This is a genomic window from Oryzifoliimicrobium ureilyticum (assembly GCF_037199735.1).
Lineage (GTDB): Bacteria > Pseudomonadota > Alphaproteobacteria > Rhizobiales > Rhizobiaceae > Rhizobium > Rhizobium ureilyticus.
Window position 1 is genome coordinate 224,542 of record NZ_JBBBVQ010000006.1, and the last position, 23,779, is coordinate 248,320.

Sequence of the window (23,779 nt, forward strand, 5' to 3'; positions counted from 1 at the left end):
ATCTGCGTATCGTTTTCCGATACACCGAGAACACAAAAACGATACATGGATCAATGAGCGGCCGCTGAGCCCTTGGGGTTGCCAGAACAGGATGATGAACATGAGCTTGCCCCCCCTTCGCATGTTTGCGGGCCGCCACTTTGAGAAGGTGGGATTTGGCGCCGCTCTTGCCCTCGGGCTGATGCTCAGCCTTGCCCCGGCGCATGCGGCAAAAACAAGTCTCAATCTCGGCATGAGCATCGAGCCGGCGGGCCTTGATCCGACGGCAGCGGCGCCTGTGGCAATCGGCCAGGTCACTTGGCAGAATGTCTTCGAAGGGCTGGTGACGATCGGTGAAGACGGAAAGGTGCGCCCGCAATTGGCTGAAAGCTGGCAGATTTCGCCCGATCTTCTGACCTACACGTTCAGGCTGCGCGAAGGCGTCAAATTCCATGATGGTAGCGCCTTCGATTCATCGACCGCCAAGTTCTCGCTGGACCGCGCACGCGGCGAAGCGTCCATCAACCCGCAGAAGCGCTTTTTCGCTTCGATCGCTTCGATCGAAACACCAGATCCGCGAACGCTCGTCCTGCATCTTTCCGCCCCGACCGGAAGCTTGCTTTACTGGCTCGGCTGGCCGGCTTCGGTCATGGTCTCACCCAATTCTGCCGAGACTAACAAGACCAACCCTATCGGGACGGGACCCTTCCGGTTCGTGCGCTGGGTCAAGGGCGACAGGGTCGAGATGGAAAGAAACGGCGACTACTGGGACAAATCTGCTTCCGTTAAGCTCGATAAGGTCAGCTTCAGGTTCATTCCCGATCCTCAAGCGCAAGCTGCCGCTCTCAAATCCGGCGATGTCGACGCCTTTCCGGAGCTGACTGCGCCGGAGTTGATCGAGAGCTTCAAAGGGGATGACCGTCTGACCGTCGAAATCGGCAACACCGAATTGAAGGTCGTGGCCGGAATGAACAACAGCCGCAAGCCGTTCAACGACAAGCGGGTGCGCCAGGCGCTGATGATGGCGCTTGATCGCAAGACGATCATCGACGGCGCATGGTCGAACCTTGGAACGCCGATCGGCAGCCACTACACGCCCAACGATCCAGGTTTTATTGATACGACGACGCTCCTGCCCTACGATGCGGAAAAGGCCAAAGCCCTGCTTGCCGAGGCAGGCTATCCGAACGGCCTGAGCTTCACCATCAAGGTGCCGCAAATGAGCTATGCGCAGCGCAGCGCTCAGGTCATGCAGGCGATGTTTGCCGATATCGGCGTGACCATGTCGATCGAAACCAGCGAATTTCCGGCCAAATGGGTTGCCGATGTTTTCAAGGCATCCAATTACGACATGACGATCGTTGCCCATGCAGAGCCGCTGGACATCGATATCTATGCGCGCGACGGCTACTACTTCAATTACAAGAACCCCGCCTTCAATGATCTGATGACGAAAATTCAAGCAACGAGCGATCCGGCCGTGCAGGCAAAACTTTACGGCGATGCACAAAAGATACTGGCTGAAGACGTGCCTGCTCTCTACCTCTTCGTCATGCCGAAGCTTGGCGTGTGGGACAAAAAGCTCAAAGGTCTTTGGGTCAATGAGCCGATCCCATCCAATGTTTTGACAAATGCATCCTGGATGGATTGAAAGCGATCATGACGAAGGCGGATGGAGATGGCTGATGCGTAGGTCGACGTCAGTATCGCGTCCGTTGCGTGTCGGCTGCACCTCAACGCGATGGAAAAGCGCGGTGCATGAGCCAATCGATCCTCGTTCCGCTCAATCGCGGGCGAAGGGCTGCCGATGATCGCCATCATGCTGCGCCGGCTCGCGGGGCTGTTTTTAACCCTGGCTGCTGTTTCGCTGCTAATCTTCGTGGTCATGGACGTTCTGCCGGGAGATCCTGCCTCTATAACGCTCGGCACCTCCGCCTCTCCAGATACGCTGGCCGCGTTAAGGGAGGAGATGGGGCTCAACCAGCCTGTTCTCCTGCGTTACCTGCACTGGTTGGCGGGTGTAGCGCATGGCGACTTTGGACGATCCTATACCTATGGCGTGCCTGTTGCCGATCTCATTGCCGAACGCCTGACGGTGACCTTGCCACTGGCTCTCATGGCAATTCTCCTTTCCGTCGCGATCGCCCTGCCTCTGGGGGCTAGCGCAGCCGCCAGAAGAGGCGGCGCGATCGACAATTTTGCGACCTTTTTTGCGCAAACATCCATTGCGGTTCCGGCCTTTTGGACAGGCCTTCTTCTTATTCTTCTATTTTCGACGCGGCTTGGGATCTTGCCGTCTGGCGGATTTCCCGGCTGGTCTTCGGCTCCCTGGTCAGCTTTGACGGCGCTGTTGATGCCCGCGGTCTCGCTTGCCATACCGCAAGCCGGCGTGATGACGCGGGTGGTTCGCGCTGCCGTTCTGGAAACGCGCCAGCAGCCCTATGCCCGTACGGCTCTGGCAAAGGGCCTTTCTGCCAGACGGATCCTTTGGCAACATTGCGTGCCGAATGCTCTCGTGCCCATGCTCGCAATCCTCGGCCTGCAATTCACATTCCTCGTGGCAGGATCCGTTCTCGTCGAAAACGTGTTCAATCTGCCTGGTCTCGGGCGGCTTGCCTACCAGGCCCTTTCGCAGCGCGACATCGTTGTGATGCAAGATGTCGTTCTTGTATTTGCCGGTCTCGTCATCATCGTCAATTTCCTGGTCGACCTCAGCTATCTTGCGGTCGACCCGCGCTTGCGAAGCGAGAGCGCATGACGATCTCAATGTCCATCCGTCTCCTATGGAACCTGAAGCACCGGCGCCGAAGCTCGATGCGCTTTTGGATCGGCGCGATCATCATCGGCATGCTCTGCGGCACCGCAGCGCTTTCGCTTTTTTGGACCCCGGCACCACCAAGTCGAATGCAGATTGTCCACAAGCTCCAGCCGCCTCTGAGCTTCGGCGTGCTGGGAACGGACCAGTTCGGCAGGGATGTCTTATCCATGCTGATGGCTGGCGCCTGGAATTCCCTATCGATCGCCGTAAGCGCGGTGTTCATCGGCGGCGTTGTCGGATCATTTCTTGGCATTAGCGCTGCCGCCCTACGCGGGCTGGCGGAAACGATCCTCATGCGCATTTGCGATATATTATTCGCTCTACCGCCCATTTTATCAGCGATGATACTCGGCGCATTTCTTGGACAGGGACGCTTTACGGCAATCATCGCCATAGCCACGTTCATGGTGCCCGTCTTTGCCCGGCTTACGCTCGCCACGGCACGGCAGGCATGGAGCCAAGCTTATGTGATGGCCGCCCGCGCCATCGGCAACAGCCGATTTTCTATCTCGCTGCATCACGTCCTGCCAAACATCGCCAACCAGATCCTCATACAGTCTGCCACCCAGCTTGGACTTGCCGTTCTGACGGAAGCAGGTCTCAGCTTTCTTGGTCTTGGGCCCGCCCCTCCTGCGCCAAGTTGGGGCCGTATGCTTGCCGATGCGCAAACCTTCCTCAGCCTCGCGCCGTGGCTGGCCATCCTGCCAGGCCTAGTCATCGCCCTTGCCGTTCTGGGCTTCAATCTCCTCGGAGATGGCTTGAACGCGCTTCTCGATCCTCGCGACACAGGCTATTGATCGCCAGCCCTACCGCGATCAAACTGCAACGGTCAAGGGCGCCGATATTGCGTCGGCTGCCCATAAAGATGGCCGATGCGGGCGATGGCATCATCGAGCCTCTCTCGCGCCACCGTCATCGTGTTGCCGTTGGCGTGAATCATCGTTTCAGCGTCTTCCATGATCGCAACATGGCCCTTCCAGAACACCAAATCGCCGTGCGTCAAGTCGCTCCGGTCGATCGGCATGCCAAGCCCTGACGCCTGCATATCGGTATCGCGCGGTGCGGACTGCCCGGCCATCAACATAGCCAGCTGCACGAGACCCGAACAGTCGATGCCGAAACCCGAACGCCCACCCCATAGGTAAGGCGTTTCCAAAAACCGCGCGGCAACCGCGACATAATCCTCTTCCGGCGGCTCAGTGAGTGGACGCACGTGACGGGAGAACAGCGCCTTCCCGTTGCTCAGGACGATATAATGGTTCCCTCTTGCCTCGGCATGTTCGGCAACCGTCACGCGACTTCCCATGGACAGCGTTGCGACATGAGGCTTTCGCAATTCAGGCTCTGGATAAACGAAGGTTCTTGGGACCGTGACGATATGGGTAGGCGCCGGCTTCGCCAAGCTGACCGCCTCCTCAGGCAGGTAGCCGACATAGCCATCCGATAGAGCCTTGCCCCAGCACCAGCCATTGCGACGCTCGAAGATCGTGATCTCTTCGCCGTACAAGATTTCGGTGTCGATACCACGCTCGACCTCAGGCTGCGGCCGCAGCGCAATGACGGGAACGGTCACACGGCCAGCCTCGCCGGACGCAAAGCGCGCAGCTTCCACCAGTCCTTTGAGCGAAGCGTCGGCAAGGTCGGGTCGATAGGCGTTCAGGCGACGATCAAGCTCGGTCATGATTTAGGGTCTCCCATGCTTTGTGGAGCGGCATACATCGCGGAGGGCGTCTACCCCATGGATAGCACGATAACAGGCTTCAGGCGCCAAGATCGCGTCCCTGCAAGCGAATGACATCCCCTAGCTTCTCAAGATAGAGTGCGCCGCCAACGGTGCGCTTAATCAGGACATTGCGGCGATCGGTATCATCGCGCACGCGATCCACAAGACCTTTTTCCCCCATTGTGTCGAGAGCACGCGTGATCACTGGCTTGGTGACGCCAAGCGTTGCGGCCAATGCTCTGACAGTATGCGGTGGCGGAATAAGATAGATATGCAGGAGGATCGCCATCTGACGTAAGGTGAGGTCGCCCTCGCCCTGGCGAACCTGCTCAAGGGCGACACGGTGCCAAAGCCCCAGAGCCTGTGATGCAGTCAATTCGATTGGCAAAGCCCCTCCAAACCGGCGAAGAGCGCGATTCTTCATGAATGACCGGCCACTGACCGGTGCGCTCAGTGTCTCATTTTGGTTCGCCCAGGCGGGGAAGGCAACGTTGCCTTCGTTGCTGTGGTAAACGAAAAATAAACGGCGCGAGAAACTCGCGCCGCTGCCTTGATCAGAAGTCCTAACGGACCGATTGGCGCAGATAGTGGAACAGGGCGCGGATCGCCTGTGCCTCGCCGCCACCAGGCGAATGCGGTCGCTCGGTGGGCGCCCAGCCGAAAATATCGAAATGAACCCAGCTCTTTGCCTTCTCCACGAAGCGCCTGAGAAACAGGGCGGCTGTGATGGCGCCGGCCATGCCGCCGGACGGTGCATTGGTGATATCGGCAAATTTCGCGCGGATATCTTTTTCATAACCAGCGTAAAGCGGCATGCGCCACAACGGATCGTCGGTTTCGAAGCTTGCATCGGACAGTCTGTCCGCAAGGTCCTCATCGTCCGTGAAGAATGGCGGCAAGTCGGGACCGAGTGCGACACGCGCCGCACCCGTCAAGGTGGCCATGTCGATCATCAGATCCGGCTCGCGCTCATCGGCATAGGCCAGTGCGTCGGCGAGGATCAACCGTCCTTCTGCGTCGGTGTTATCGATCTGGACGGTCAGACCCTTGCGGCTCTTGTAAATATCGCCAGGCCGGAAGGCATTTCCCGCGATCGAATTTTCGACCGCCGGCACGACGACATGAAGATCGACCTTCAACTTCGCGTCCATGATCATCAGCGCCAGGCCCATGACGTTGGCAGCGCCTCCCATGTCCTTCTTCATCAAAAGCATGGAGGAAGACGGCTTGATGTCCAGCCCGCCGGTATCAAAGCAGACGCCCTTGCCGACGAGGGTAACCTTGCGGTGTCCCTTCTTGCCCCATTTCAATTCCAACAGGCGAGGCTCGTCAGCGCTGGCCCGGCCAACCGTATGAATAAGGGGAAAGTTCTTCTCCAGAAGATCCTTTCCTCGAATCACGGAGAACTCGGCTTTGTAGAAAGTCGCCAACGCACGGAAGGCCTCTTCCAGCTGATTCGGCCCCATATCGTTGGTCGGTGTATTAATCAGATCGCGCGCCAGGAAGACGCCAGACAGCTGACGCTTGATATCGGCTGCATCGGCATCGCGCGGGATCATCAAGGTTGCAGCAGCAGGTTTTTCCGATTTGTAGCGATCAAAGCGATAGCTGCCGAGGCCAAAGCCGAGCGTCAGGCGATTCGCCGTCAAAGGGGCGATTTCGATGTGCCAGTCGCCGGCTGGCAACGTGCGTGCGAGTTTACCGGTAATATAGGGCTGTTCGGAGGGGTTCGAGCCAAGCCCGAACAAGGCACCGCCAAGATGCCCATCTTCCTTGGGAATCAACAGAAGCGAGCCGCTTTCGGCTTTCCAGCCGGCCTTCTTCGCCCAATCGAGGGCAATTGGGTCGATCGATCCCGTTTCAATATGGGCGGGCGTTACCGCAAATATCGGCAGCGTTGCGCCGCCCTTTGTGTTGAAGGGGTAAGCGCGCTCTATGAACTGGTAGGGCATGAGATCCTCGGGTCGCCTCTCGGTCTGATTTAACGATTCATTAGGGTTAACAGATTATTGCTTTAGCGAAGATTGCGTCAAAACCTTTCCTGTTCCGCATTGGGTCGCACGCGTGATGATCGGGAAAGCGCCATGATTGCCAAATACCGCCATTTATCTGGAAAACAGCTGAGAACAGGGGTCGCTTACTCCCTTCTGGTGATCGCTCTTTCCGGCTGTTCCACGAATTCGAAAGATCGCCTCACGACCGGTTCGATCCCGAAGTACAGCCAGCCGGTTGATGGCACGAACCAGAACCAACTGCGCTCGGCGACCGAGGCTGCAGGACGCATCTACGAGAAAAATCCCCGCGATCCGGTCAATGGCGTCAATTACGCCGCGATGCTGCGCATGGCAGGTCGCGACGCGCAGGCTCTCGCCGTCATGCAACAGGTTGCCATTGCCAATCCCACCGATCGCACCGTACTGGCCGCTTATGGCAAGGCACAAGCTGCTGCGGGGCAACTTCAACAGGCGCTCGATACGCTTGACCGCGCACAGACCCCTGATCGCCCGGATTGGCGCTTGTTGTCGGCACGCGGCGCCGTGCTCGATCAGATGGGTAAAACCGAAGAGGCGCGCCGCAGCTATCGCGACGCCCTCGACATTGCGCCGAACGAACCATCCGTTCTTTCTAATCTTGGTATGTCCTATCTCCTCAGCGGCGATGCTCGCACTGCTGAAACCTATTTGCGCCAAGCCTCTGCGCAACCGGGAGCAGATAGCCGGGTCAGGCAAAATCTTGCGCTTTCTGTCGGTCTTCAAGGTCGCTTTGCCGAGGCAGAACAGATTGCCAAGCGGGAATTGTCACCGCAGCAGGCCGAGGCAAATCTTGCCTACCTGCGCGGTATGCTGTCCCAGCAAAATTCCTGGCAGAAGCTGGCAGCCAAGGACAAAGCGAGCCCATCCAACACAAACTGATCGGCTGATATTCGGGCGTCGCCTTTCGCTGAAGGTCTTGACCGCAAGTCTAATGGAAGCGGTCGATGACCTGGATGATGGCCGGTCCGAGGATCACCATCACAAGAACCGGCAGGAAGAACAGGATCATCGGCACAGTCAGCTTCGGCGGCAGTGCAGCGGCCTTTTTCTCGGCCTCGTTCATCCGCTCGTCACGCCCCTCCTGCGCCAGCACGCGCAGCGCCTGTGCAATCGGCGTTCCGTAGCGATCAGCCTGGATCAGCGCCTGCATGACGGCCTGAACGATTGGAATGCGGGTGCGGGTTCCAAGGTTTTCGAGCGCCATACGCCGATCCGGCAGAAACGACAGCTCGGCCGTCGTCAATACCATTTCCTCGGCGAGCGGCGGTGAGACTTCTCCCAATTCTTCCGCAACGCGGCGCATTCCCGCTTCCATGGAAATACCCGACTCGACGCAGATCAAAAGAAGGTCGAGCGCATCGGGCCAAGCCTTCTTGATCGACTTCTGGCGTTTGGTGATCTTGTTGGCCAACAGAATATTCGGAAGATAGAACCCGATATAGCCGCTGATGAGAACTGCAAGAAGACGCACACCCAGCGGACGATCCGCCAGGTTTTCAAGCCCGAAAACCCAGAAGCCTCCCAACAGGAGGAAGACGAATGGCAGGAGAAAGCGCGCCGCCAGAAACATGTTCAAGGCATTTTCGGAGCGATATCCCGCTGCCTTCAGCTTTCCCATCGTATTTTCATCGACCAGCGCCTTCTTCAGATTGAAACGCTCGACGAGCTTCTTGACCGACAGATTGTCCTGCGGCTTGAGATTGACGCGGCTGCCGGGGCCGTCGGCAGCATGGCGGGCGCGAGCGCGAGCGCGCAGCTGGTCGCGCTCGCTGGAAACTGCTTTCATCCGCTTGGTGAGATCACCGCGTTCGAAAAACGGAATTGCAAGCGTGTAGAGCGTCGCGAAGACGGCGATCGCCACGAGAAACGCGAGAAGCATCGCCGGATTAAGAAGGCTGGAGGCGGTATCCGACGTCATTTGGCAGACTTTCTTAGATCTCGAAGTTGACCATGTTTCGCATGATGAAGATCCCGATCGACATCCATACTGCGGAGGCAGCCATGATCAGGTGCCCGCGAGGATCGGTGAAGAGGATCAGCATGTAATTGGGCGAAGTCAGATAAACGAGCGTAGCGACGATGAATGGAAGCGCGCCGATGATGCAGGCAGAAGCCTTGGCTTCCATGGACAAAGCGGAGACTTTCGCCTTCATCTTCCGCCTTTCGCGCAAGACGCGGGAAAGGTTGGCGAGTGCTTCGGAGAGGTTACCGCCTGCCTGTGACTGGATGGCGATGACGATCGCGAAGAAAGACACCTCCTGCACAGGCATGGACAGCGTCAATCGTGCACAGGCTTCCGGCAGGCTAAGGCCCACTTGCTGGGACTCGATTACGCGGCGGAACTCGCTCTTCACCGGCTCTCGCCCTTCCGTGGCAATCATCCGCACGGCATCGTTGACAGGAAGACCAGACTTGATCGACCGGACGATAACATCGAGCGCATTTGGAAGTTCTTCGAGGAATTTGTCCTGACGACGCTTGATCAGGAAACCGAGCACCCAGCGCGGCAGACCGACCCCGATGACGGCCGGGGCGGCCAGAACGACAAGGAACGGCGCGCCCACGAGCAGCATCATCAAAGCGGCGATGAAGGCTGTAATGCCACAAATCAGATAAAAGCGCTGCAAGGATATGGACAAGCCTGCACGGCTGAGGCGCGCCTTCATCGACAGGTTGCGGCGATGCTTTTCCTGCTGCTGCTTCTCAAGATCTTTGAGGTTGTCCTGGACGGATTTGCGGCGCTTCGACAGTTCCTGCACGCGGTCCCGCGCGACCTTCACGTTGTTTCGGTCGGTCTGGGATGCTGCAAGGCGCGAGACGCGCTGGGTTGTTTTCTTGTCCTGCTCGATACGCGAAAACAAGATGACATAGGCGAATGCGGCGCCCGCAATGGCTGTCAGGAACGCCACAATCAGAACAAGCGGATCTACAGCGGCCACGGCGCTACTCCCTCGACTTCACATCCATGGCGTCTAATGCCGCCGCCAATCGCTTCTCCTCGTTGAAGTAGCGCGCCCTGTCCCAGAAATACGGCTTGTTGATTCCAGTAGAGACATGCCGGCCTACGAGACGTCCGGCGGCATCCTCGCCCTCGATCTCATATCGCAGAAGGTCCTGGGTGATGATGACGTCGCCTTCCATGCCAAGCACTTCGGTGACCTGGGTAATCCGGCGCGACCCGTCTCGCAGACGTGCGGCCTGAATGATGACGTCGACGGAGCCGGAGATGATTTCACGAACGGTTTTGGCAGGAAGGGTGAACCCGCCCATGGCGATCATCGATTCCATACGGCTTAGACACTCGCGCGGCGAGTTGGAGTGGATGGTTCCCATCGAACCGTCGTGGCCGGTGTTCATCGCCTGCAGAAGGTCGAAAACCTCCGGTCCGCGCACTTCGCCGACGATGATCCGCTCCGGGCGCATACGCAGGCAGTTCTTGACGAGATCGCGCATGGTAATCTCGCCCTCGCCTTCGATATTGGGAGGGCGCGTCTCAAGGCGCACGACATGCGGCTGCTGCAGTTGCAGTTCCGCGGTATCTTCACAGGTGATGACGCGCTCGTGCGCATCGATATAGCGCGTCAGACAATTCAGCAGCGTCGTCTTACCCGAGCCGGTGCCGCCGGAAATAATGACGTTGCAACGAACGCGACCGATGATCTGCAGCAGCACCGCACCTTCTGGTGTGATGGCCCCAAACCGCACCAGCTGATCGAGCGTCAGCTTGTCCTTCTTGAATTTACGGATCGTCAGCGCAGGACCGTCGATGGCGAGCGGTGGAGCGATGACGTTGACGCGCGAGCCATCCGGCAGGCGCGCGTCGCAGATCGGGCTCGATTCGTCGACACGTCGCCCGACTTGGCTGACGATGCGCTGGCAGATCGACAGAAGCTGGGCGTTGTCCTGGAAGCGGATTTCCGATTCGATGGTTTTGCCGCCGACTTCTATGAAGGTTTGGCCGGCGCCATTGATCATGATATCGGCAATATCATCGCGGGCCAGTAAGGGCTCAAGCGGGCCGTAGCCCAAGACATCGTTGCAGATATCGTCGAGCAGTTCTTCCTGCTCGGAAATCGACATTGCAAAATTCTTGATGGTGATGATGTCATTGACAATGTCGCGAATTTCTTCGCGTGCGCTTTCGGTATCGAGTTTGGCAAGCTGGGAGAGATCGATGGTGTCGATCAGAGCCGAGAAAACCTGTCCCTTGGTCTGATAATAGTCGTCCGTACGCTGCGCACGGCGACGCTGCGGCACTGCAGGCGTGAAAGAAGCCGCAGGTTCTGGCTTTGCTTCGGCAAAGACAACCGGTCCCTGGGACGGCGTCGGCAACGTTGGCGCAGAAATGACGGGCGCAGGCGCGCCGCCCTTGGTTGCAACCCCGTCACTTGTCCGCTTTCCAAACATTCCAGAATACTCCCTCGCCTACCCGGCAGCTACTTCCTGCCAAGCAAGGCTCTAAGGCCACTTTTCTTCGTTTTCTTGATTGCTCCGCGGCCCGTCACGGTGTGCGCAATCTGAGAGAATATCTCGGCCGTCGGTGACTTTGCATCGAGCTCGCTGACCATTCGTCCGCTATTCGCGGCAGTGCCGAACAACGCGATGTCGAAGGGGATGATGGCGATTGGCTCCGCCTCAAGGGGCTCGCAGAAATTCGCGGGCGCGATTTCCGGGCGCTTCGGCATGCCGACCTGGTTGAGGATGAGATGCGGACCCTTGTCGTTTGGCCGCAATTGCCGCAAGGCATCGAGGATATTCTTTGTGTTGCGTAGATTGGCAAGATCAGGCGCAGCGCAGATCACGATTTCATCGACATTGGCCAAAACGGACCGCGTCCAGTCAGACCATTGATGCGGGATATCAAGGACAGTCACAGGAGCGCTTCGCTGAAGAACGTCGAGCACGGGCTGAAAGGCAAGCCCATCGAAATCATAGCCGCGGTCCAAAACAGACGGGGCCGCAAGCAAGGAGAGATTTTGGGAGCACTTGGTCAGGAGACGGTCAAGAAACACCTCGTCCAGCCGCTCCGGCGCGGCGACCGCTTCGGCAATCCCTTGCGCAGGATCCTGATCGAAATCGATATTGGCTGTGCCGAACGGCAGATCGAGATCGGCGAGAATCGTCTCGGTAGAGAATAAAGAGGAAATGCCGAAAGCGCAGTTATGCGCGATCGTCGAGGAACCGACGCCGCCCTTGGCTCCGACAAACGCGATGCTGCGGCCGAGCGGCTCCGCATCGGGATCAGCGAAGATACCGGCAACGGTGCGCAGCATATCTGCCATATGAACCGGCTGAACGATATAGTCCGAGACGCCGTTGCGCATGAGTTCGCGGTAGAGCTGAATATCATTATAGGAGCCAACCACGATCACCTTGGTGGATGGATCACAAACCTCTGCAAGCGGGGCAAGCTCGGCCAGAACACCGGCCCGATTGGCCTTGGTTTCAACAATGACGAGATTGGGGGTGGGGGCGCCCGCAAACATGTTGACTGCAGCACCAATGCCGCCGCTCGTCACGCGCAGGCTGACTTTGCTCATCCTGCGGTCATGGCCGCATTTTTCCATCACACGCAGCAAGGCTTCGCTTTCGCAGAAGGCATGGATGGAAATCCGCGGCAACGGTCTGATCGCTTCGAGTTCAGACATGGAAGCCGTCTCGTCGATCAACGGAGCTTGGTCGTCTGCCTTTATCGCATAATCCATCGCGCTCACGCCAGCTCTCCTAAAAACCGCCGGCGTTGCCGGTGTCCGTGTCTTTCAAAACAGTGCTGCGCTCACGGTATTCCTTCAGCGCGGCCTCGCGCCGATCGGCGTCGATCGCCGTCATACCGCGCGGCGCAATCAGGTCTTCAGGATTGGCGACCTGCGCTGCCAGATTGTTTTGGGTGGCGCAGCCGAAATTGTAATAATTTTGATTGACCATATCCGCATTGATATCCTTGGGCCATTGACCGCATGGCGAGGTCATTGCGGTGATTGCCGTGAATGACAGTCGAATGGGCGCAGCATCTTGCGGGCCTGCTGCCTGGTAGCCGCTATAGACGATTTTCGAGCTCGGAATGCCGCGCGCGATCAATTCGCTACGGACCTGAGGCCGCAATTCGGCGGCCGCACGAGCATTGGGCGATCCGCTCGGCGTCATCAAATAAACCGGCCCGGAGGCTCTGGAACGATAGCTCTGGACGAAACCGCGCAGCAAATCGCGTTGCGCCATGGTCAAGCGCCGATCTGTGCTGGCCACCGGCAGATCCGTCGCCTGCTGCGCCTCGGCCACGACGATCGGATGACGTTGGCGGTAATCGTCCGGGATTCCCCCTGTCGTCATTGTATCACGTTCGGTATTGCAGCCCGTCAGGACCGCCGATGTGGCGATGATCGCAACGAGCGGCATGATTCTTATCGCAGAGCGTCGAGCAGCGATGTGATTCAGGTTCTTTGGCCGGCTTGAATTTTTCGTCATGACTGATGCCCGCCTTGGTTATTTGTAGATGAAGCCGATAGAGCCATGGAATTGCGCATCGGCAACGGGCGCCTGACGCCCTCCATAGACCTTGTTCACGCGATTGAGCAGGAACGCGTCGCCATCGTTCGCGGCACTGAAATTGTCGTCGGGCCGGTTCAGTTGATCGCGCGCGACGGGCCGAACCAGGTAGGGTGTTGCAATGATGACAAGTTCTGTTTCATCGCGCTCGACGCTTTTCTGGCGGAACAGAGCGCCCAGAATGGGGATCTTGTTGGCGCCTGGTGTTCCGTTCGTCACCTGCGAGACGTTATCGCGAATGAGGCCGGCCAGCGCGATGGAGCCGCCAGAAGGAAGCTCTACCGATGTTTCGGCGGACCGCCGCTGATAGGTGTTGTTCACCCCGCCGGCGACCGGCTCGGAGACATAGGTCTTGATTTCAAGACTGATGCGCCCCGACGAAAGAACCACCGGTTTGAAGGCAAGGTTGATCCCGTAGTTATAGGGTACGACGGTGACGTTGCCGTCTTTGTCGGTTGTCGAGTAAAGAACCTGGCCGCCTGAATTGAAAGTGGCAGCCTGGCCCGAAATCGCCGTCAATGTCGGCTCGGCAAGCGTGCGCACAACCTTGGCCTGCTCAAGCGCATTGAGATAGGTGGTAATGTCGTATTTGCCGATCGCGCTTTTGAAGAGGGCTGCAAGACCGCCGCCGCCAGCCGCTGCATTCCTGTCGGACGCAACGTTTCCAAGCTGCGCGACACTGACGCCAGACGAGTTACTGACGAGATTGTCAAAGCCAATCTGTTTCAAGACTTCGCGGCGAACTTCTGCAATCGTGACTTTCAGCGTGACCTGGTCCTCTCCTTCGATTTGAAGAAGATTGACGACCTGTGAGCGCTGCCGGTTTTCACCGAAGATTTCCGTCGTGCTTTGCTGTGTGGTCGCCTCACCGCCCTTGAGAAAGGCGCTGGCGAGATCGACGGCTTTCGACGAATCCTGCGGTGTTCTGACCGACCCGGAAAGCACGATGTTGTCTGAAACAATTTCAACTTTGATATTCGAATCGGGAATGAACCGGCGCAGGTTCGCTTCCAAACCCGAGACGTCGCGTTCGATCTCGATGTCGATACTGACGATTTCCTGACCGTTTGCGCCGAAAATGAACACATTGGTCTGGCCGACCGTCTTGCCGAACAGATAGATGCGACGTGAAGTTCTCGTCACGGCATCGGCCATGGTGGGATCAGACACCAGGATGTCATGGGCATCCTCTGGAAGATCGATGACAAGAGCCTTTTTCAGACCGAGCTTCAGCCGCCGATGCGCGCCTGGACCGCTTTGTGCGATCCGTACGATACTGTCGCTGTCGGCGTGCGCAATGTTGGCTGTCATCGGCAGCAGGCCCGAAATGGCCAAGGCCAGAGACAAGCCACCGCGAATGAAGCCATTTCTAAGTTGGACCGTTTCGCCCATTTTCTTTCCTACTCGCTCTTTGGCGGCGTAAAGCCATCCGGGGCGATCTTGCCGGACTTGATGACCTGCACCATGCTGCTGGAATCGGGACCCGTCAGGAGATCTTCGGGGGCGACTGTGTCCTTCTCCTGGGAATCGGCAACGGAGCGGAGTGCCAGCGAAATGCGCACCGCCAGCTGCTGGGCGACCGTCAATGCCTTTGCCTGGTCTGGAGTCAGCTCCAAGGTCGCAGTCGTTCCCAGCACCGTTTTGGAGCCGTCTTCCTTTTCCTGGATTTGCTGATCGATCGCGAGGACCCTGACGTTTGTAAGGACCGTTTCACTTCGATATTTGCCGTCCGCCTCAGGCTTGCGGACCATGAGAACGTCGACGCGATCATTGGGAAGAATAAAGCCGCCAGCACCCGTCACAGCCGTGATATCCGTGGCGACGGCGCGCTTACCGGCCGGCAAGAGAGACGACATGACCCGACTTGACGAATCGGCCACCTTTTCAGGACGAAGCGGCTCGCCTTCAAAGAGCGGCAGCCGTACCACTGCACCCTGAAGATCGCGAATAGCGTTTGGTTTTTCGCTCTCCGTTACAAGGCCTGCGACGACACCGCTTTTGGGCCAAGGCATCCAGCGCACCGACTTCTCGTTGATGCGTGCGCCAACCGGCATATTGGCGCTGACGACGAGCACGTTAACGCTCGGTTCTCTTTCAATGACGGACTGGACCTGAGTGACGACATTCTGACGGCCGGCCAGATTCATGGCGATGAAGCCAGCGAGTCCCGCTGCAACAACGGCCACTCCCATAATCACCAACCGCGCGGGTTTCATAGAATTATCCCCTCAGGACTCAGCTCTGCTTGTCCCGGAGAATTGCCGCCAATTGGTGTAATTATAGTTAATGGAGCCCTTATTATTTTGGTTAAAGAGACTTTAACATGGGCTATACTTGCTTCACATCAATGACATTGCATTGTCAAACAATGGGGTGGACGGAAAGGCTAGAAAGCCACCCGCCGCTATGGCAATGCCATAAGGAATTTTACGTGTTGTCAGGAAAGACTGGGGAAGCCTAACGCCCGCTGCAGCAAGCAGCGACTGCTGACTGCGCGCGACCAAGATCACGATCGCCAGAACGCCGCCCATGGCAGCCGTGTAGGCGAGAAACTGGATCAGCGGCTCGCCGAAACCGAACCAGACCGCGCTTGCGGCCAATAATTTCGCGTCGCCGCCCCCCATGATGTTGAGAGCGAAACAGGCAAAGCAAACAATGAGGACGCAGACGCCGGCTGCCAGATGAAGACCGAAAAGCGGCCATGCCATTCCCGTTAAAGGGGCGAGAAGCACGAAACCCAAGATGAGGATGATCGAAATCCTATTGGGGATCGTTAGCGTCAGAAAATCAGAAATGGCCGCGAAGGCCAAGCAAAGAGGGAAGACCGTCAACAAAGCACTGGATATGATGTTTGGCACGTATCTTTCCCCAATGAAGTAAAAGTGCCGCTGGTTCAACAAGCGGCACTTTTTTCCCGTCTCAGCAGCCTGAGATGCTTGCATTGGTGCAAGCGTCAGACATTTTGGTGCTCAGCCCGTTGAATGTTGCACCAAGCCTGTTACCCAACGAGCTGGCACCAGCAATCAGAGCAACGGAGATCAGCGCGGCAATCAAACCATATTCAATTGCTGTCGCTCCTGACTCATCACGGATGAACTTCTTAATGACATTGACCATTTGAAACTCCCGGTAATAGAACGTTGTCGTTCACACGCGCCCAAGTGTCATGGATCATACCCATTTCAGTTTTCTTAATGAGGAACGCGTTAACCGGCTCTTCAATCGTCAATGAATATTGGACGCCATTCTAGAAAAGGGCTGCCTCGATCAGAGGCAGCACCGTGTTAGAAGATTAGCAGCCTGTGCCGCCAGCAGCCGTACAAGCGCCGTTCATCTTGGTGCTGAGACCTGTGAAGGTCGCGTTAATTTTGTTGCCCAGCAGGCCAGCACCGGTGATCAATGCAACGGAGATCAACGCGGCAATCAAACCGTATTCAATTGCAGTTGCGCCGGATTCGTCTTTGAGAAAACGGCTAATAAGCTTGCCCATAATATTCCTCGAACAGTTGGTTGATGTCAGCATGTCCGCCAACCCTGCCGTTGATCGGATGAGCGGAACACTAGCCAAACGCAATTTCCGCCGGCTTAAAATAAAGGGTTAACGAAAATCTAATCTGAGAAAGCGAACGACTTAGCATTAACAAAATACTTATTTTCCGGTTAAACTCAAAAATAATACTTCATATATTGGAAATAATACAATCTATACTTTGTATTTTCGCCATCCCGCCCACTTCCACAAAACTTCAGCACATGTCCGCTTTTGTGCTTAAGGCTTCATTCACCAATCTTATCCATTCTAGGGCGCGACATTACTTTCAGCGTGAGGAAATGATGCTAAACCGCGGCGCGGCGGTCATTGCGGCCAGCCTGGCCTGCCTGCTCGGCGGACAAACGGCCAAGGCCGAGGATGATCTCCTTCGTATCTATATGAACCAGGCGCGTGTCCTGAAGCTTGATCGTCCCGTAACGAAAGTGATCGTCGGCAATTCGGACGTCGCCGATGCGACCGTTGCAGATGCCAGAACGATCGTGTTGACAGGGCGCAACTTCGGAACAACCAATCTGGTTCTCCTCGACGCTGAGGGGAATGCCGTCGTCGACGAGACCGTTCTTGTGACCATCGACGAGCGAAGAACGGTAAGAGTGTTCCGGCAGACCGATCGCAGCGTTCTTTCCTGCGCACCCGTTTGCGAACAAGACGTCACCCAGTCTTCGACGTCTACTCAGACACAGACACCGGCTGCCACAACCCCTTAATTCGGCTGCAAAGCCGGCAATCTCTGCTCTTTCGAAACGGAAAATAAACAAATGCACTTTAGCATTTGCCGTGGTCAGAGATTAGAACGCAATGAGTGCATTTTTGAGAAGGCAAAAGCCGCACGCGGCCGGAACGTCAAGCCGCAGAAGCATGCGGCTATTCCTGCGTTCGTCCGACGGTGCGGCTGCTATCGAATTCGCTCTTCTCGCTATTCCCTACTTCATGGTGATTTTTGCAATTCTGGAAACCTTTGTTGCTTTTGCAGGCGAGCAATTGGTTTATTCGGCGGTCGATACGCTGAGCCGCAAGATCAGGACCGGCCAGATCACTTACAATATGGGGCGTACGACGGATATGAACACCGTCGGTCAGTTCCGGCAGGCTGTCTGCGACGAGATCAGCATTCTCATCAAGTGCTCGAGTAGCGAGGTCTCCGCGCCCGCAAAGCTTTACGTCGACGTCCAGACCTTCACCTCCTTTGCAAATATCCCGACGGCCATCCCCCGAGTTTCCTCAGCCGCCTTTGCCGATCTCGACCCCTCGAAGATGAAGTATGCCTTTGGTGGTCCAGGCACGATCAACATGGTGCGCGTTTATTATCGGTGGCAGATCATCACGGATATCATTCGACCTTATGTGACCACCATTCGGCCGGCCGATGGCTCCATGCCGCGTGATTTTCTAATCGTGGGGACAGCCGCCTTCCAGAACGAGCACTATCCATGATGTGGAAAAGGGCGCTCATCGTTCCTACAGCGATCAAGCGATTTGCGACCAGCCGCTCCGGTGCTGGCGCCGTGGAGTTTGCAATCGTCTTCCCGATCCTGCTGGTCATCTACATCTGCTCGTTTGAACTTACGATCGGTCTTAGCATCAGCAAGCGCGTGGCGCGTGCGGGCGCAGCGGTCGCCGACATCGTGACACAGCAACAGGCTGTATCGCCAACCTGGCTCCAGGACATGCCCTATGTGGCAAAGTCCATTCTCGTGCCCTATTCCAGCACTGGCATGGCGCTGAAGATAACCGCCGTCCAAACCGACAATACGGGCAAAGGCTCGGTGACCTGGTCATGGGCGCAGGACAACAGCCGGCCATATTCAGTCCAGTCGAACGTCAATTTGCCAAGCGAACTTCAAACGCCAAACAGCTTTTACATCCGCACGGAGTTTCTGCTTCCCTATTCGCTGACCTTCACGCCGACTTTTCTTCCGGGCGCATTGCGCACCATTACGATCAAGCGGACCTATTATTATAGGCAAAGGCAAGGCGACGCCATCGGCTGCAGCCTTTGTTGAGGGCGCGGACCGGCATCGTTCGACCGGCAGCTTTGTGCACAACGCCGGATTTTGCTTGACGCAGGCGGCGCAAAGACGACAAATCGCCCGAGTTTGATAAAGGACCATCTGAAGATGGCGCGTGCCTTCCTTCTTGTTCTAGACTCTTTCGGTATCGGTGGAGCGCCTGATGCCGGCCATTATGGCGACGAAGGGGCTGATACGCTTGGCCATATTGCCGAGTTCTGTGCGGCTGGCGTTTGCGACCGGCCTGGGTTGCGCGAGGGTCCGTTACAGCTTCCGAACCTTAGCGTCCTTGGCCTTCTTGAGGCCGCTCGCCTTGCAACGGGCCAGTATCCGGCGGGCATGGCAATCCCGGATCGGGTCTACGGCATCTTTGGATGCGCGAACGAAATATCGAAAGGCAAAGACACACCCTCGGGTCATTGGGAAATTGCCGGTACGCCCGTCAATTTCGACTGGGGCTATTTTCCCGCCGGCGATCAGGCATTTCCAGCCGAACTGGTCGATGCTCTGTGCGAGGAAGGAAAGGTGCCTGGGATACTCGGCAATTGCCACGCATCTGGCACGGATGTGCTTTCGCGATTTGGCGAGGAGCATATCAGGACCAGCAAACCAATCTGCTATACCTCTGCAGATTCCGTTTTTCAGATCGCCGGGCACGAGAAATATTTCGGCCTGGAGCGGCTCATGGCTTTCTGCAGCGTCGCACGAGGTCTCCTCGACGCCTATAATATCGGGCGCGTGATCGCGAGACCCTTCATTGGGGAGACAGCCGCAGACTTTCAAAGAACGGGGAACCGAAAGGACTTTTCGGTACCGCCTCCGAACCCCACGTTGCTTGATCGGCTGGTGGAGGCCGGACGTCGTGTGCACGCAATCGGTAAAGTGGCCGACATCTATGCGCACCGCGGCGTGACCCATGTGGTGAAGGCCAATGGGAACGCGGCTTTGATGGATGCGACGCTCGAGGCCATGGAGTCTGTCGAAGATGGCGACCTCGTCTTTACGAACTTCGTCGATTTCGACATGATCTATGGCCATCGGCGTGATGTTGCAGGTTATGCCGCGGCGCTAGAGGCTTTCGATGCCCGCTTGCCGGAGATCCATCGCAAGATACGGCCGGGCGACCTTATCATTTTAACCGCCGATCACGGCTGCGATCCGACGTGGCGGGGCACCGATCACACGCGTGAGCGCGTTCCGATCATCGCCTACGGTCCTGGCCTTCGCTCGCGTTCGGTTGGCATGCGCGGCAGTTATGCCGATATTGGCGAGAGCATCGCTGAACATCTTGGCATCGCAGCTGGTCCAGCAGGACGGAGCTTTTTATGACCAGCCTGATCAAAAAAGTCGAGTTGCATTGCCATCTCGAAGGGGCAGCGCCTTTATCGCTGACGCAGGCACAGGCGAGAAAATACAATGTCGATCTTTCGCAATGGCTTGGTCCGCAGGGATACCTTTGGACCGATTTCGCGAGTTTTCTTCAATGCTATGATCATATCTCCAATGTCTACCGCACGCAGGAGGATTACGCGCTCCTGACGGAAACCTATCTTGCAGAGCTTGCAGGTGTAGGCACGATCTACAGCGAACTGATCGTTTCTCCCGATCACGGAAAACGGATCGGGCTCGGTGCGGAGGCCTATATCGAGGGAACCTGCGAAGGGATCAGGCTTGCCAAGGAAAAACATGGGATCGAAGCGCGTCTCATCGTAACGGGGGAACGCCATTTCGGACCAGAGAGCGTGATCGAAGCGGCACGCTTTGCTGCAAAAGCGCGTCACCCGCTGATCACGGGATTCAACCTTGCAGGCGAGGAGAGAATGGGCCGCGTGGCAGATTACGCACCCGCCTTCGACATCGCCCGCGACGCGGGTCTTGGCTTGACCATCCATGCGGGAGAAGTGTGCGGGCCGTTCAGCGTCGCTGATGCCCTCGATCTTGTTTCACCAACCCGCATCGGCCATGGCGTGCGCGCCATTGACGATCCTACGCTCGTGGCTCGGCTCGCCGAGGTTGGCACGGTTCTTGAAGTTTGTCCGGGTTCGAACATTGCGCTAGGCGTTTATAACGATTTCAAAAGTCATCCTTTGAGAAAGCTCAAGGAGGCTGGCGTCAAGGTAACGATCAGCTCGGACGACCCGCCCTTCTTCCGAACTTCATTGGCGCGAGAATATGAGATTGCTGCGCAGGAATTCGGTTTTTCCGAGGAAGAGATCGGCGATTTCACGCGAACCGGGATTGAAGCTGCCTTTGTGGACGAGGATACACGAAAGAGGCTTCTTGCGGCCCTTTAGCCTTGCGTCGGGATAACGGACCTTCACATTCATACCATGAGGAAAACGATCGTCGCTCTTGCAGTCGATGTGCTTTCCATGAAAGAAACGGGCCGAGAAGAACAAAACGAGAGGGCTTTGCCATGAATGGCGTTACCGTCATCAATCACCCCTTGGTACAGCACAAACTGACCATCATGCGGCGCAAGGAAACCTCTACGGGTAGTTTCCGGCGACTTCTGCGGGAGATCTCCACCTTGCTGTGCTACGAGGTGACCCGCGACCTCGATTTGACGATGGTACCAGTCGAAACACCTCTCGAGACGATCGAAGCGCCGATCCTTGAAGGCAAGAAGCTCGTGTTCGCCTCGATCCTGCGCGCCGGCAACGGACTTTTGGAAGGCATGCTCGAGCTCGTTCCTTCCGCACGTGTTTCCCATATCGGCGTTTATCGAGATCACGAAACACTGCAACCGGTCGAATATTACTTCAAGGCGCCCGAAGATATTGCGGAAAGACTGATCATCGTCGTCGATCCCATGCTGGCGACGGGCAATTCTTCGATCGCTGCGATCGACAAGCTGAAAGAACGGGGCGCGCACAATATCAGGTTCCTGTGTCTGCTGGCCGCACCCGAGGGCATTAAGAACTTCCACGCTGCTCATCCCGACATCCCGATTTTCACAGCAGCGATCGACAGCCATCTGAACGAAATGGGCTATATCGTCCCTGGTCTCGGAGATGCGGGCGACCGTATGTACGGCACCAAGTAATTAACCTTCGCTTAACCAAAAAAGCAAAGTTCAGAGGAGAAGCCGGGAGCATGCGGCTTGCTCCTCCGTTGTCCGTTAGCAGTTTTTCAGGACTTATGGTCTAGCGGAGAAGGTCCCGCATGATGCGGGATTATACAGGAAGGATTTCTGTTCCCATGCTCATGCGCACCATTCTGTTTGCCAGTATTACGGCAGTGGTGACTTCCCAAATCCCCGGCCTGCTGAGCCTTATGCCGGTCGCCGACAATATGTCGGCCAACCTCATCGATCCCGCCGCTACCGGCAGTCTTCCATCATCGTTGCCATCGACGGCCTCTTCCCCAACAAGTGCTGCACGCCTTACCTTTGACGGACAAGGCCACTTTGTCGGCACGTTCTCAGTCAATGGCAAGTTCATCGCCGGCATGGTCGACACGGGGGCAACCTATGTCGCCCTCAACCAAAGCGTTGCAGCCAAGCTCGGTCTGTCGCCAGCCGCCTTTGATTTCCGCTATCCTGTCAATACCGCCAATGGGCGAACAAGCGCGGCAAAGGTGACGCTCAGCGAAATCACCGTTGGAAACGTTCGGGTCAGCAATGTCGAGGCACTGGTGCTTAAAGATGAAGCCCTTTCGACGACTTTGATCGGGATGAGCTTTCTCAACAAGCTCAGTTCCTACTCCGTTAGTGATGGCGCCCTTTCGCTCAATCAATAGCCGGCGCTGCAACAAACGGGCGTAAGGAGGACAGGACGCATTCTCGCCGCCGTCTCCATGGACGGGACTCTATCCTAACCTTGCCAACACCAAAGGTGGTCGATCCTCAGGCGCCTGGTCTATCGTATAAGCCTCCAGAAAGGCTTTTGCCGCTCGTTCGGCCTGGATGTCGTCGGCAGCATGGACGAAGGCGATAGGCTGATTTTCCTCTACGTGACTGCCGAGCGGGCAGAGCGCCGAAAAGCCCACCGTATGATCGATCCGGTCTGAGGGTTGGCGGCGCCCGCCACCGAGCTCGATAACCGCCATACCAACAGCACGGGCGTCGCAGCTGGTGAGATAGCCCTGATATGGAGCCAGGATGGGCTTTATCGTTGGAGCAACGGCCAAATAGGCGGAAGGACGCTCGAGGAGGTCCGAAGGTCCTCCGAGCAGGAAGACCATTTTTGCGAAATGCTCCGCCGCATCTCCCCGGTCGAGCGCCTTGAGAGCTGCCGTTCGAGCCTCCTCCAGCGAAGCGGAAAGGCCTGCCTGAACCAGCATTTCGGCTGCGAGGGTAAGGATAAGCTCTTCGCTGCGGGTGCCTGCCTTTTTCCGGGTCAGAACATCGAGGCAGTGAATGACCTCAAGTGTGTTTCCCGCCGCATCTGCAAGCGGCTCGTTCATATCCGTCACCAAGGCAGACGTCTTCAGTCCCGCGCCGTTCGCCACCTCTACAAGGGCGCCTGCAAGGTGCATGGCCTCGGTTCTGTCGCCCATGAACGCACCGCTTCCGACCTTGACATCAAGGACGAGGCTATCAAGCCCAGCGGCAAGTTTCTTCGACAGGATGGAGGCTGTGATAAGCGGGGGCGAATCGACGGTCGCTGTCACATCGCGGATCGCGTAAAGCGTACGGTCAGCCGGGGCAAGCGATGCCGTCTGGCCGACGATGGCACAGCCGGCCTGCCGCACCACCGCCCGAAACTTTGCGTGATCGGGCGCTATGGAATAACCAGGAATCGATTCCAGCTTGTCGAGCGTTCCACCCGTATGGCCGAGCCCGCGACCCGAAATCATCGGGACTGCGAGCCCGCATGCGGCAGCGATCGGGGCAAGCATGAGCGAAACATTATCGCCCACGCCGCCTGTCGAATGTTTGTCGGCAACCGGTCTTCCGGCATCGTTCCATTGTAGCCTATCGCCCGATTCCGCCATGGCGAGCGTCAGAGCGACGGTCTCGGTTCGGCTCATCCCCTTCAGCCTGACGGCCATCGCGAAAGCACCAATTTGTGCTTCGGACAGCCCCCCTGACGTGATTGCGGCAATGAAGCCTTCGATCTCTCCCGCAGAAAGCTCTTCCCCGTCACGTTTGCGGCGAATGATCTCCTGCGGAAGCAT

General features: G+C 57.2%; 25 protein-coding genes. 11 read left to right on the top strand and 14 right to left on the bottom strand.

From position 1 onward, the window contains the following. Positions 1-100: 100 nt before the first annotated feature. The 3 genes from VQ830_RS10970 to VQ830_RS10980 all read left to right on the top strand — a co-directional run bounded on the left by VQ830_RS10970 (position 101) and on the right by VQ830_RS10980 (position 3,594). Complete coding sequence (locus tag VQ830_RS10970; protein WP_337268130.1) at positions 101-1,630, top strand: ABC transporter substrate-binding protein; 1,530 nt, start codon at positions 101-103, stop codon at positions 1,628-1,630. A 156-nt stretch (positions 1,631-1,786) separates the two neighbouring features. After that, on the top strand, positions 1,787-2,737 hold the full coding sequence (locus VQ830_RS10975; RefSeq protein WP_337268131.1) for an ABC transporter permease: 951 nt from the start codon (positions 1,787-1,789) through the stop codon (positions 2,735-2,737). A gap of 56 nt (positions 2,738-2,793) precedes the next feature. After that, positions 2,794-3,594 (top strand): ABC transporter permease, encoded by an 801-nt coding sequence (locus VQ830_RS10980; RefSeq protein ID WP_337268178.1) that lies wholly within the window; start codon positions 2,794-2,796, stop codon positions 3,592-3,594. A gap of 32 nt (positions 3,595-3,626) precedes the next feature. On the opposite strand, the gene VQ830_RS10985 is transcribed toward VQ830_RS10980, so the two are convergent. The 3 genes from VQ830_RS10985 to VQ830_RS10995 form a co-directional block, all read right to left on the bottom strand. Then, positions 3,627-4,478, bottom strand: a complete 852-nt coding sequence (locus VQ830_RS10985) for a C40 family peptidase (protein WP_337268132.1) — start codon at positions 4,476-4,478, stop codon at positions 3,627-3,629. 79 nt (positions 4,479-4,557) lie between these two features. After that, the gene (locus VQ830_RS10990) at positions 4,558-4,908 is read right to left on the bottom strand and encodes a MarR family transcriptional regulator (RefSeq protein WP_337268179.1); all 351 of its coding nucleotides are present in this window, start codon (positions 4,906-4,908) and stop codon (positions 4,558-4,560) included. A 175-nt stretch (positions 4,909-5,083) separates the two neighbouring features. Next, the gene (locus VQ830_RS10995) at positions 5,084-6,472 is read right to left on the bottom strand and encodes a leucyl aminopeptidase family protein (protein WP_337268133.1); all 1,389 of its coding nucleotides are present in this window, start codon (positions 6,470-6,472) and stop codon (positions 5,084-5,086) included. A gap of 132 nt (positions 6,473-6,604) precedes the next feature. Between VQ830_RS10995 and VQ830_RS11000 the strand changes: the two genes are divergently transcribed. Beyond that, the gene (locus VQ830_RS11000) at positions 6,605-7,432 is read left to right on the top strand and encodes a tetratricopeptide repeat protein (protein ID WP_337268134.1); all 828 of its coding nucleotides are present in this window, start codon (positions 6,605-6,607) and stop codon (positions 7,430-7,432) included. A 49-nt stretch (positions 7,433-7,481) separates the two neighbouring features. Here VQ830_RS11000 and VQ830_RS11005 read toward each other — a convergent pair whose 3' ends face one another. From VQ830_RS11005 to VQ830_RS11050, 10 genes are all read right to left on the bottom strand, one after another. After that, a complete protein-coding gene (locus VQ830_RS11005) occupies positions 7,482-8,471 on the bottom strand; it encodes a type II secretion system F family protein (protein WP_337268135.1) in 990 nt (329 codons plus the stop codon). Between the two features lie 13 nt (positions 8,472-8,484). Further along, entirely contained in the window at positions 8,485-9,492 is a 1,008-nt protein-coding gene (locus tag VQ830_RS11010) for a type II secretion system F family protein (protein WP_337268136.1), read from the bottom strand. Between the two features lie 4 nt (positions 9,493-9,496). Further along, entirely contained in the window at positions 9,497-10,960 is a 1,464-nt protein-coding gene (locus VQ830_RS11015; protein ID WP_337268137.1) for a TadA family conjugal transfer-associated ATPase, read from the bottom strand. A gap of 29 nt (positions 10,961-10,989) precedes the next feature. After that, positions 10,990-12,267 carry a response regulator/pilus assembly protein gene (locus tag VQ830_RS11020; RefSeq protein ID WP_337268138.1) on the bottom strand — a complete coding sequence of 426 codons (1,278 nt, stop codon included), beginning with the start codon at positions 12,265-12,267 and terminating at the stop codon, positions 10,990-10,992. A 10-nt stretch (positions 12,268-12,277) separates the two neighbouring features. Next, complete coding sequence (locus tag VQ830_RS11025; protein WP_438617684.1) at positions 12,278-13,015, bottom strand: CpaD family pilus assembly protein; 738 nt, start codon at positions 13,013-13,015, stop codon at positions 12,278-12,280. Positions 13,016-13,033: 18 nt separating this feature from the next. Then, the gene (locus VQ830_RS11030) at positions 13,034-14,488 is read right to left on the bottom strand and encodes a type II and III secretion system protein family protein (RefSeq protein WP_337268140.1); all 1,455 of its coding nucleotides are present in this window, start codon (positions 14,486-14,488) and stop codon (positions 13,034-13,036) included. 8 nt (positions 14,489-14,496) lie between these two features. Continuing rightward, complete coding sequence (gene cpaB, locus VQ830_RS11035) at positions 14,497-15,312, bottom strand: Flp pilus assembly protein CpaB (RefSeq protein ID WP_337268141.1); 816 nt, start codon at positions 15,310-15,312, stop codon at positions 14,497-14,499. A 123-nt stretch (positions 15,313-15,435) separates the two neighbouring features. After that, positions 15,436-15,954 (bottom strand): A24 family peptidase, encoded by a 519-nt coding sequence (locus VQ830_RS11040; protein WP_337268142.1) that lies wholly within the window; start codon positions 15,952-15,954, stop codon positions 15,436-15,438. 61 nt (positions 15,955-16,015) lie between these two features. Next, positions 16,016-16,213, bottom strand: coding sequence for a Flp family type IVb pilin (locus VQ830_RS11045; protein WP_337268143.1), 198 nt, complete (start codon positions 16,211-16,213; stop codon positions 16,016-16,018). Between the two features lie 175 nt (positions 16,214-16,388). Further along, on the bottom strand, positions 16,389-16,586 hold the full coding sequence (locus VQ830_RS11050; RefSeq protein WP_337268180.1) for a Flp family type IVb pilin: 198 nt from the start codon (positions 16,584-16,586) through the stop codon (positions 16,389-16,391). 344 nt (positions 16,587-16,930) lie between these two features. On the opposite strand from VQ830_RS11050, the gene VQ830_RS11055 reads away from it, so the two are divergent. The 7 genes from VQ830_RS11055 (at position 16,931) to VQ830_RS11085 (ending at position 22,399) form a co-directional block, all read left to right on the top strand. Beyond that, complete coding sequence (locus tag VQ830_RS11055) at positions 16,931-17,356, top strand: pilus assembly protein N-terminal domain-containing protein (protein WP_337268144.1); 426 nt, start codon at positions 16,931-16,933, stop codon at positions 17,354-17,356. 151 nt (positions 17,357-17,507) lie between these two features. Next, the gene (locus VQ830_RS11060; protein WP_337268181.1) at positions 17,508-18,083 is read left to right on the top strand and encodes a TadE/TadG family type IV pilus assembly protein; all 576 of its coding nucleotides are present in this window, start codon (positions 17,508-17,510) and stop codon (positions 18,081-18,083) included. Beyond that, positions 18,080-18,652 (top strand): TadE/TadG family type IV pilus assembly protein, encoded by a 573-nt coding sequence (locus VQ830_RS11065; protein WP_337268145.1) that lies wholly within the window; start codon positions 18,080-18,082, stop codon positions 18,650-18,652. Before VQ830_RS11060 ends, VQ830_RS11065 begins: the two co-directional genes overlap by 4 nt. 114 nt (positions 18,653-18,766) lie before the next feature. Next, complete coding sequence (locus VQ830_RS11070; protein WP_337268146.1) at positions 18,767-19,987, top strand: phosphopentomutase; 1,221 nt, start codon at positions 18,767-18,769, stop codon at positions 19,985-19,987. Continuing rightward, complete coding sequence (locus tag VQ830_RS11075) at positions 19,984-20,952, top strand: adenosine deaminase (protein WP_337268147.1); 969 nt, start codon at positions 19,984-19,986, stop codon at positions 20,950-20,952. Before VQ830_RS11070 ends, VQ830_RS11075 begins: the two co-directional genes overlap by 4 nt. A gap of 122 nt (positions 20,953-21,074) precedes the next feature. After that, complete coding sequence (gene upp / locus VQ830_RS11080; protein WP_337268148.1) at positions 21,075-21,704, top strand: uracil phosphoribosyltransferase; 630 nt, start codon at positions 21,075-21,077, stop codon at positions 21,702-21,704. 119 nt (positions 21,705-21,823) lie between these two features. Further along, positions 21,824-22,399: a TIGR02281 family clan AA aspartic protease gene (locus VQ830_RS11085; RefSeq protein ID WP_337268149.1), complete on the top strand. Its 576-nt coding sequence runs from the start codon at positions 21,824-21,826 to the stop codon at positions 22,397-22,399. Positions 22,400-22,468: 69 nt separating this feature from the next. Here the strand turns inward: VQ830_RS11085 and deoA are convergent, their stop codons facing one another. Beyond that, positions 22,469-23,779 carry a thymidine phosphorylase gene (deoA, locus tag VQ830_RS11090; protein ID WP_337268150.1) on the bottom strand — a complete coding sequence of 437 codons (1,311 nt, stop codon included), beginning with the start codon at positions 23,777-23,779 and terminating at the stop codon, positions 22,469-22,471.

Excerpts from the sequence above, each read along its gene's own strand:
- VQ830_RS10995 (WP_337268133.1), bottom strand. The coding sequence starts at position 6,472 with ATGCCCTACCAGTTCATAGAGCGCGCTTACCCCTTCAACACAAAGGGC.
- upp (WP_337268148.1), top strand. The coding sequence starts at position 21,075 with ATGAATGGCGTTACCGTCATCAATCACCCCTTGGTACAGCACAAACTG.
- VQ830_RS11050 (WP_337268180.1), bottom strand. The coding sequence starts at position 16,586 with ATGGGCAAGCTTATTAGCCGTTTTCTCAAAGACGAATCCGGCGCAACT.
- VQ830_RS10975 (WP_337268131.1), top strand. The coding sequence starts at position 1,787 with ATGATCGCCATCATGCTGCGCCGGCTCGCGGGGCTGTTTTTAACCCTG.
- VQ830_RS11015 (WP_337268137.1), bottom strand. The coding sequence starts at position 10,960 with ATGTTTGGAAAGCGGACAAGTGACGGGGTTGCAACCAAGGGCGGCGCG.
- VQ830_RS11065 (WP_337268145.1), top strand. The coding sequence starts at position 18,080 with ATGATGTGGAAAAGGGCGCTCATCGTTCCTACAGCGATCAAGCGATTT.
- VQ830_RS11060 (WP_337268181.1), top strand. The coding sequence starts at position 17,508 with ATGCGGCTATTCCTGCGTTCGTCCGACGGTGCGGCTGCTATCGAATTC.
- VQ830_RS11000 (WP_337268134.1), top strand. The coding sequence starts at position 6,605 with ATGATTGCCAAATACCGCCATTTATCTGGAAAACAGCTGAGAACAGGG.
- VQ830_RS11045 (WP_337268143.1), bottom strand. The coding sequence starts at position 16,213 with ATGGTCAATGTCATTAAGAAGTTCATCCGTGATGAGTCAGGAGCGACA.
- VQ830_RS10985 (WP_337268132.1), bottom strand. The coding sequence starts at position 4,478 with ATGACCGAGCTTGATCGTCGCCTGAACGCCTATCGACCCGACCTTGCC.
- VQ830_RS11055 (WP_337268144.1), top strand. The coding sequence starts at position 16,931 with ATGCTAAACCGCGGCGCGGCGGTCATTGCGGCCAGCCTGGCCTGCCTG.
- VQ830_RS11085 (WP_337268149.1), top strand. The coding sequence starts at position 21,824 with ATGATGCGGGATTATACAGGAAGGATTTCTGTTCCCATGCTCATGCGC.
- VQ830_RS11030 (WP_337268140.1), bottom strand. The coding sequence starts at position 14,488 with ATGGGCGAAACGGTCCAACTTAGAAATGGCTTCATTCGCGGTGGCTTG.
- VQ830_RS11070 (WP_337268146.1), top strand. The coding sequence starts at position 18,767 with ATGGCGCGTGCCTTCCTTCTTGTTCTAGACTCTTTCGGTATCGGTGGA.
- VQ830_RS11005 (WP_337268135.1), bottom strand. The coding sequence starts at position 8,471 with ATGACGTCGGATACCGCCTCCAGCCTTCTTAATCCGGCGATGCTTCTC.
- VQ830_RS10970 (WP_337268130.1), top strand. The coding sequence starts at position 101 with ATGAGCTTGCCCCCCCTTCGCATGTTTGCGGGCCGCCACTTTGAGAAG.
- cpaB (WP_337268141.1), bottom strand. The coding sequence starts at position 15,312 with ATGAAACCCGCGCGGTTGGTGATTATGGGAGTGGCCGTTGTTGCAGCG.
- VQ830_RS10980 (WP_337268178.1), top strand. The coding sequence starts at position 2,794 with ATGCGCTTTTGGATCGGCGCGATCATCATCGGCATGCTCTGCGGCACC.
- deoA (WP_337268150.1), bottom strand. The coding sequence starts at position 23,779 with ATGCTTCCGCAGGAGATCATTCGCCGCAAACGTGACGGGGAAGAGCTT.
- VQ830_RS11025 (WP_438617684.1), bottom strand. The coding sequence starts at position 13,015 with ATGACGAAAAATTCAAGCCGGCCAAAGAACCTGAATCACATCGCTGCT.
- VQ830_RS11075 (WP_337268147.1), top strand. The coding sequence starts at position 19,984 with ATGACCAGCCTGATCAAAAAAGTCGAGTTGCATTGCCATCTCGAAGGG.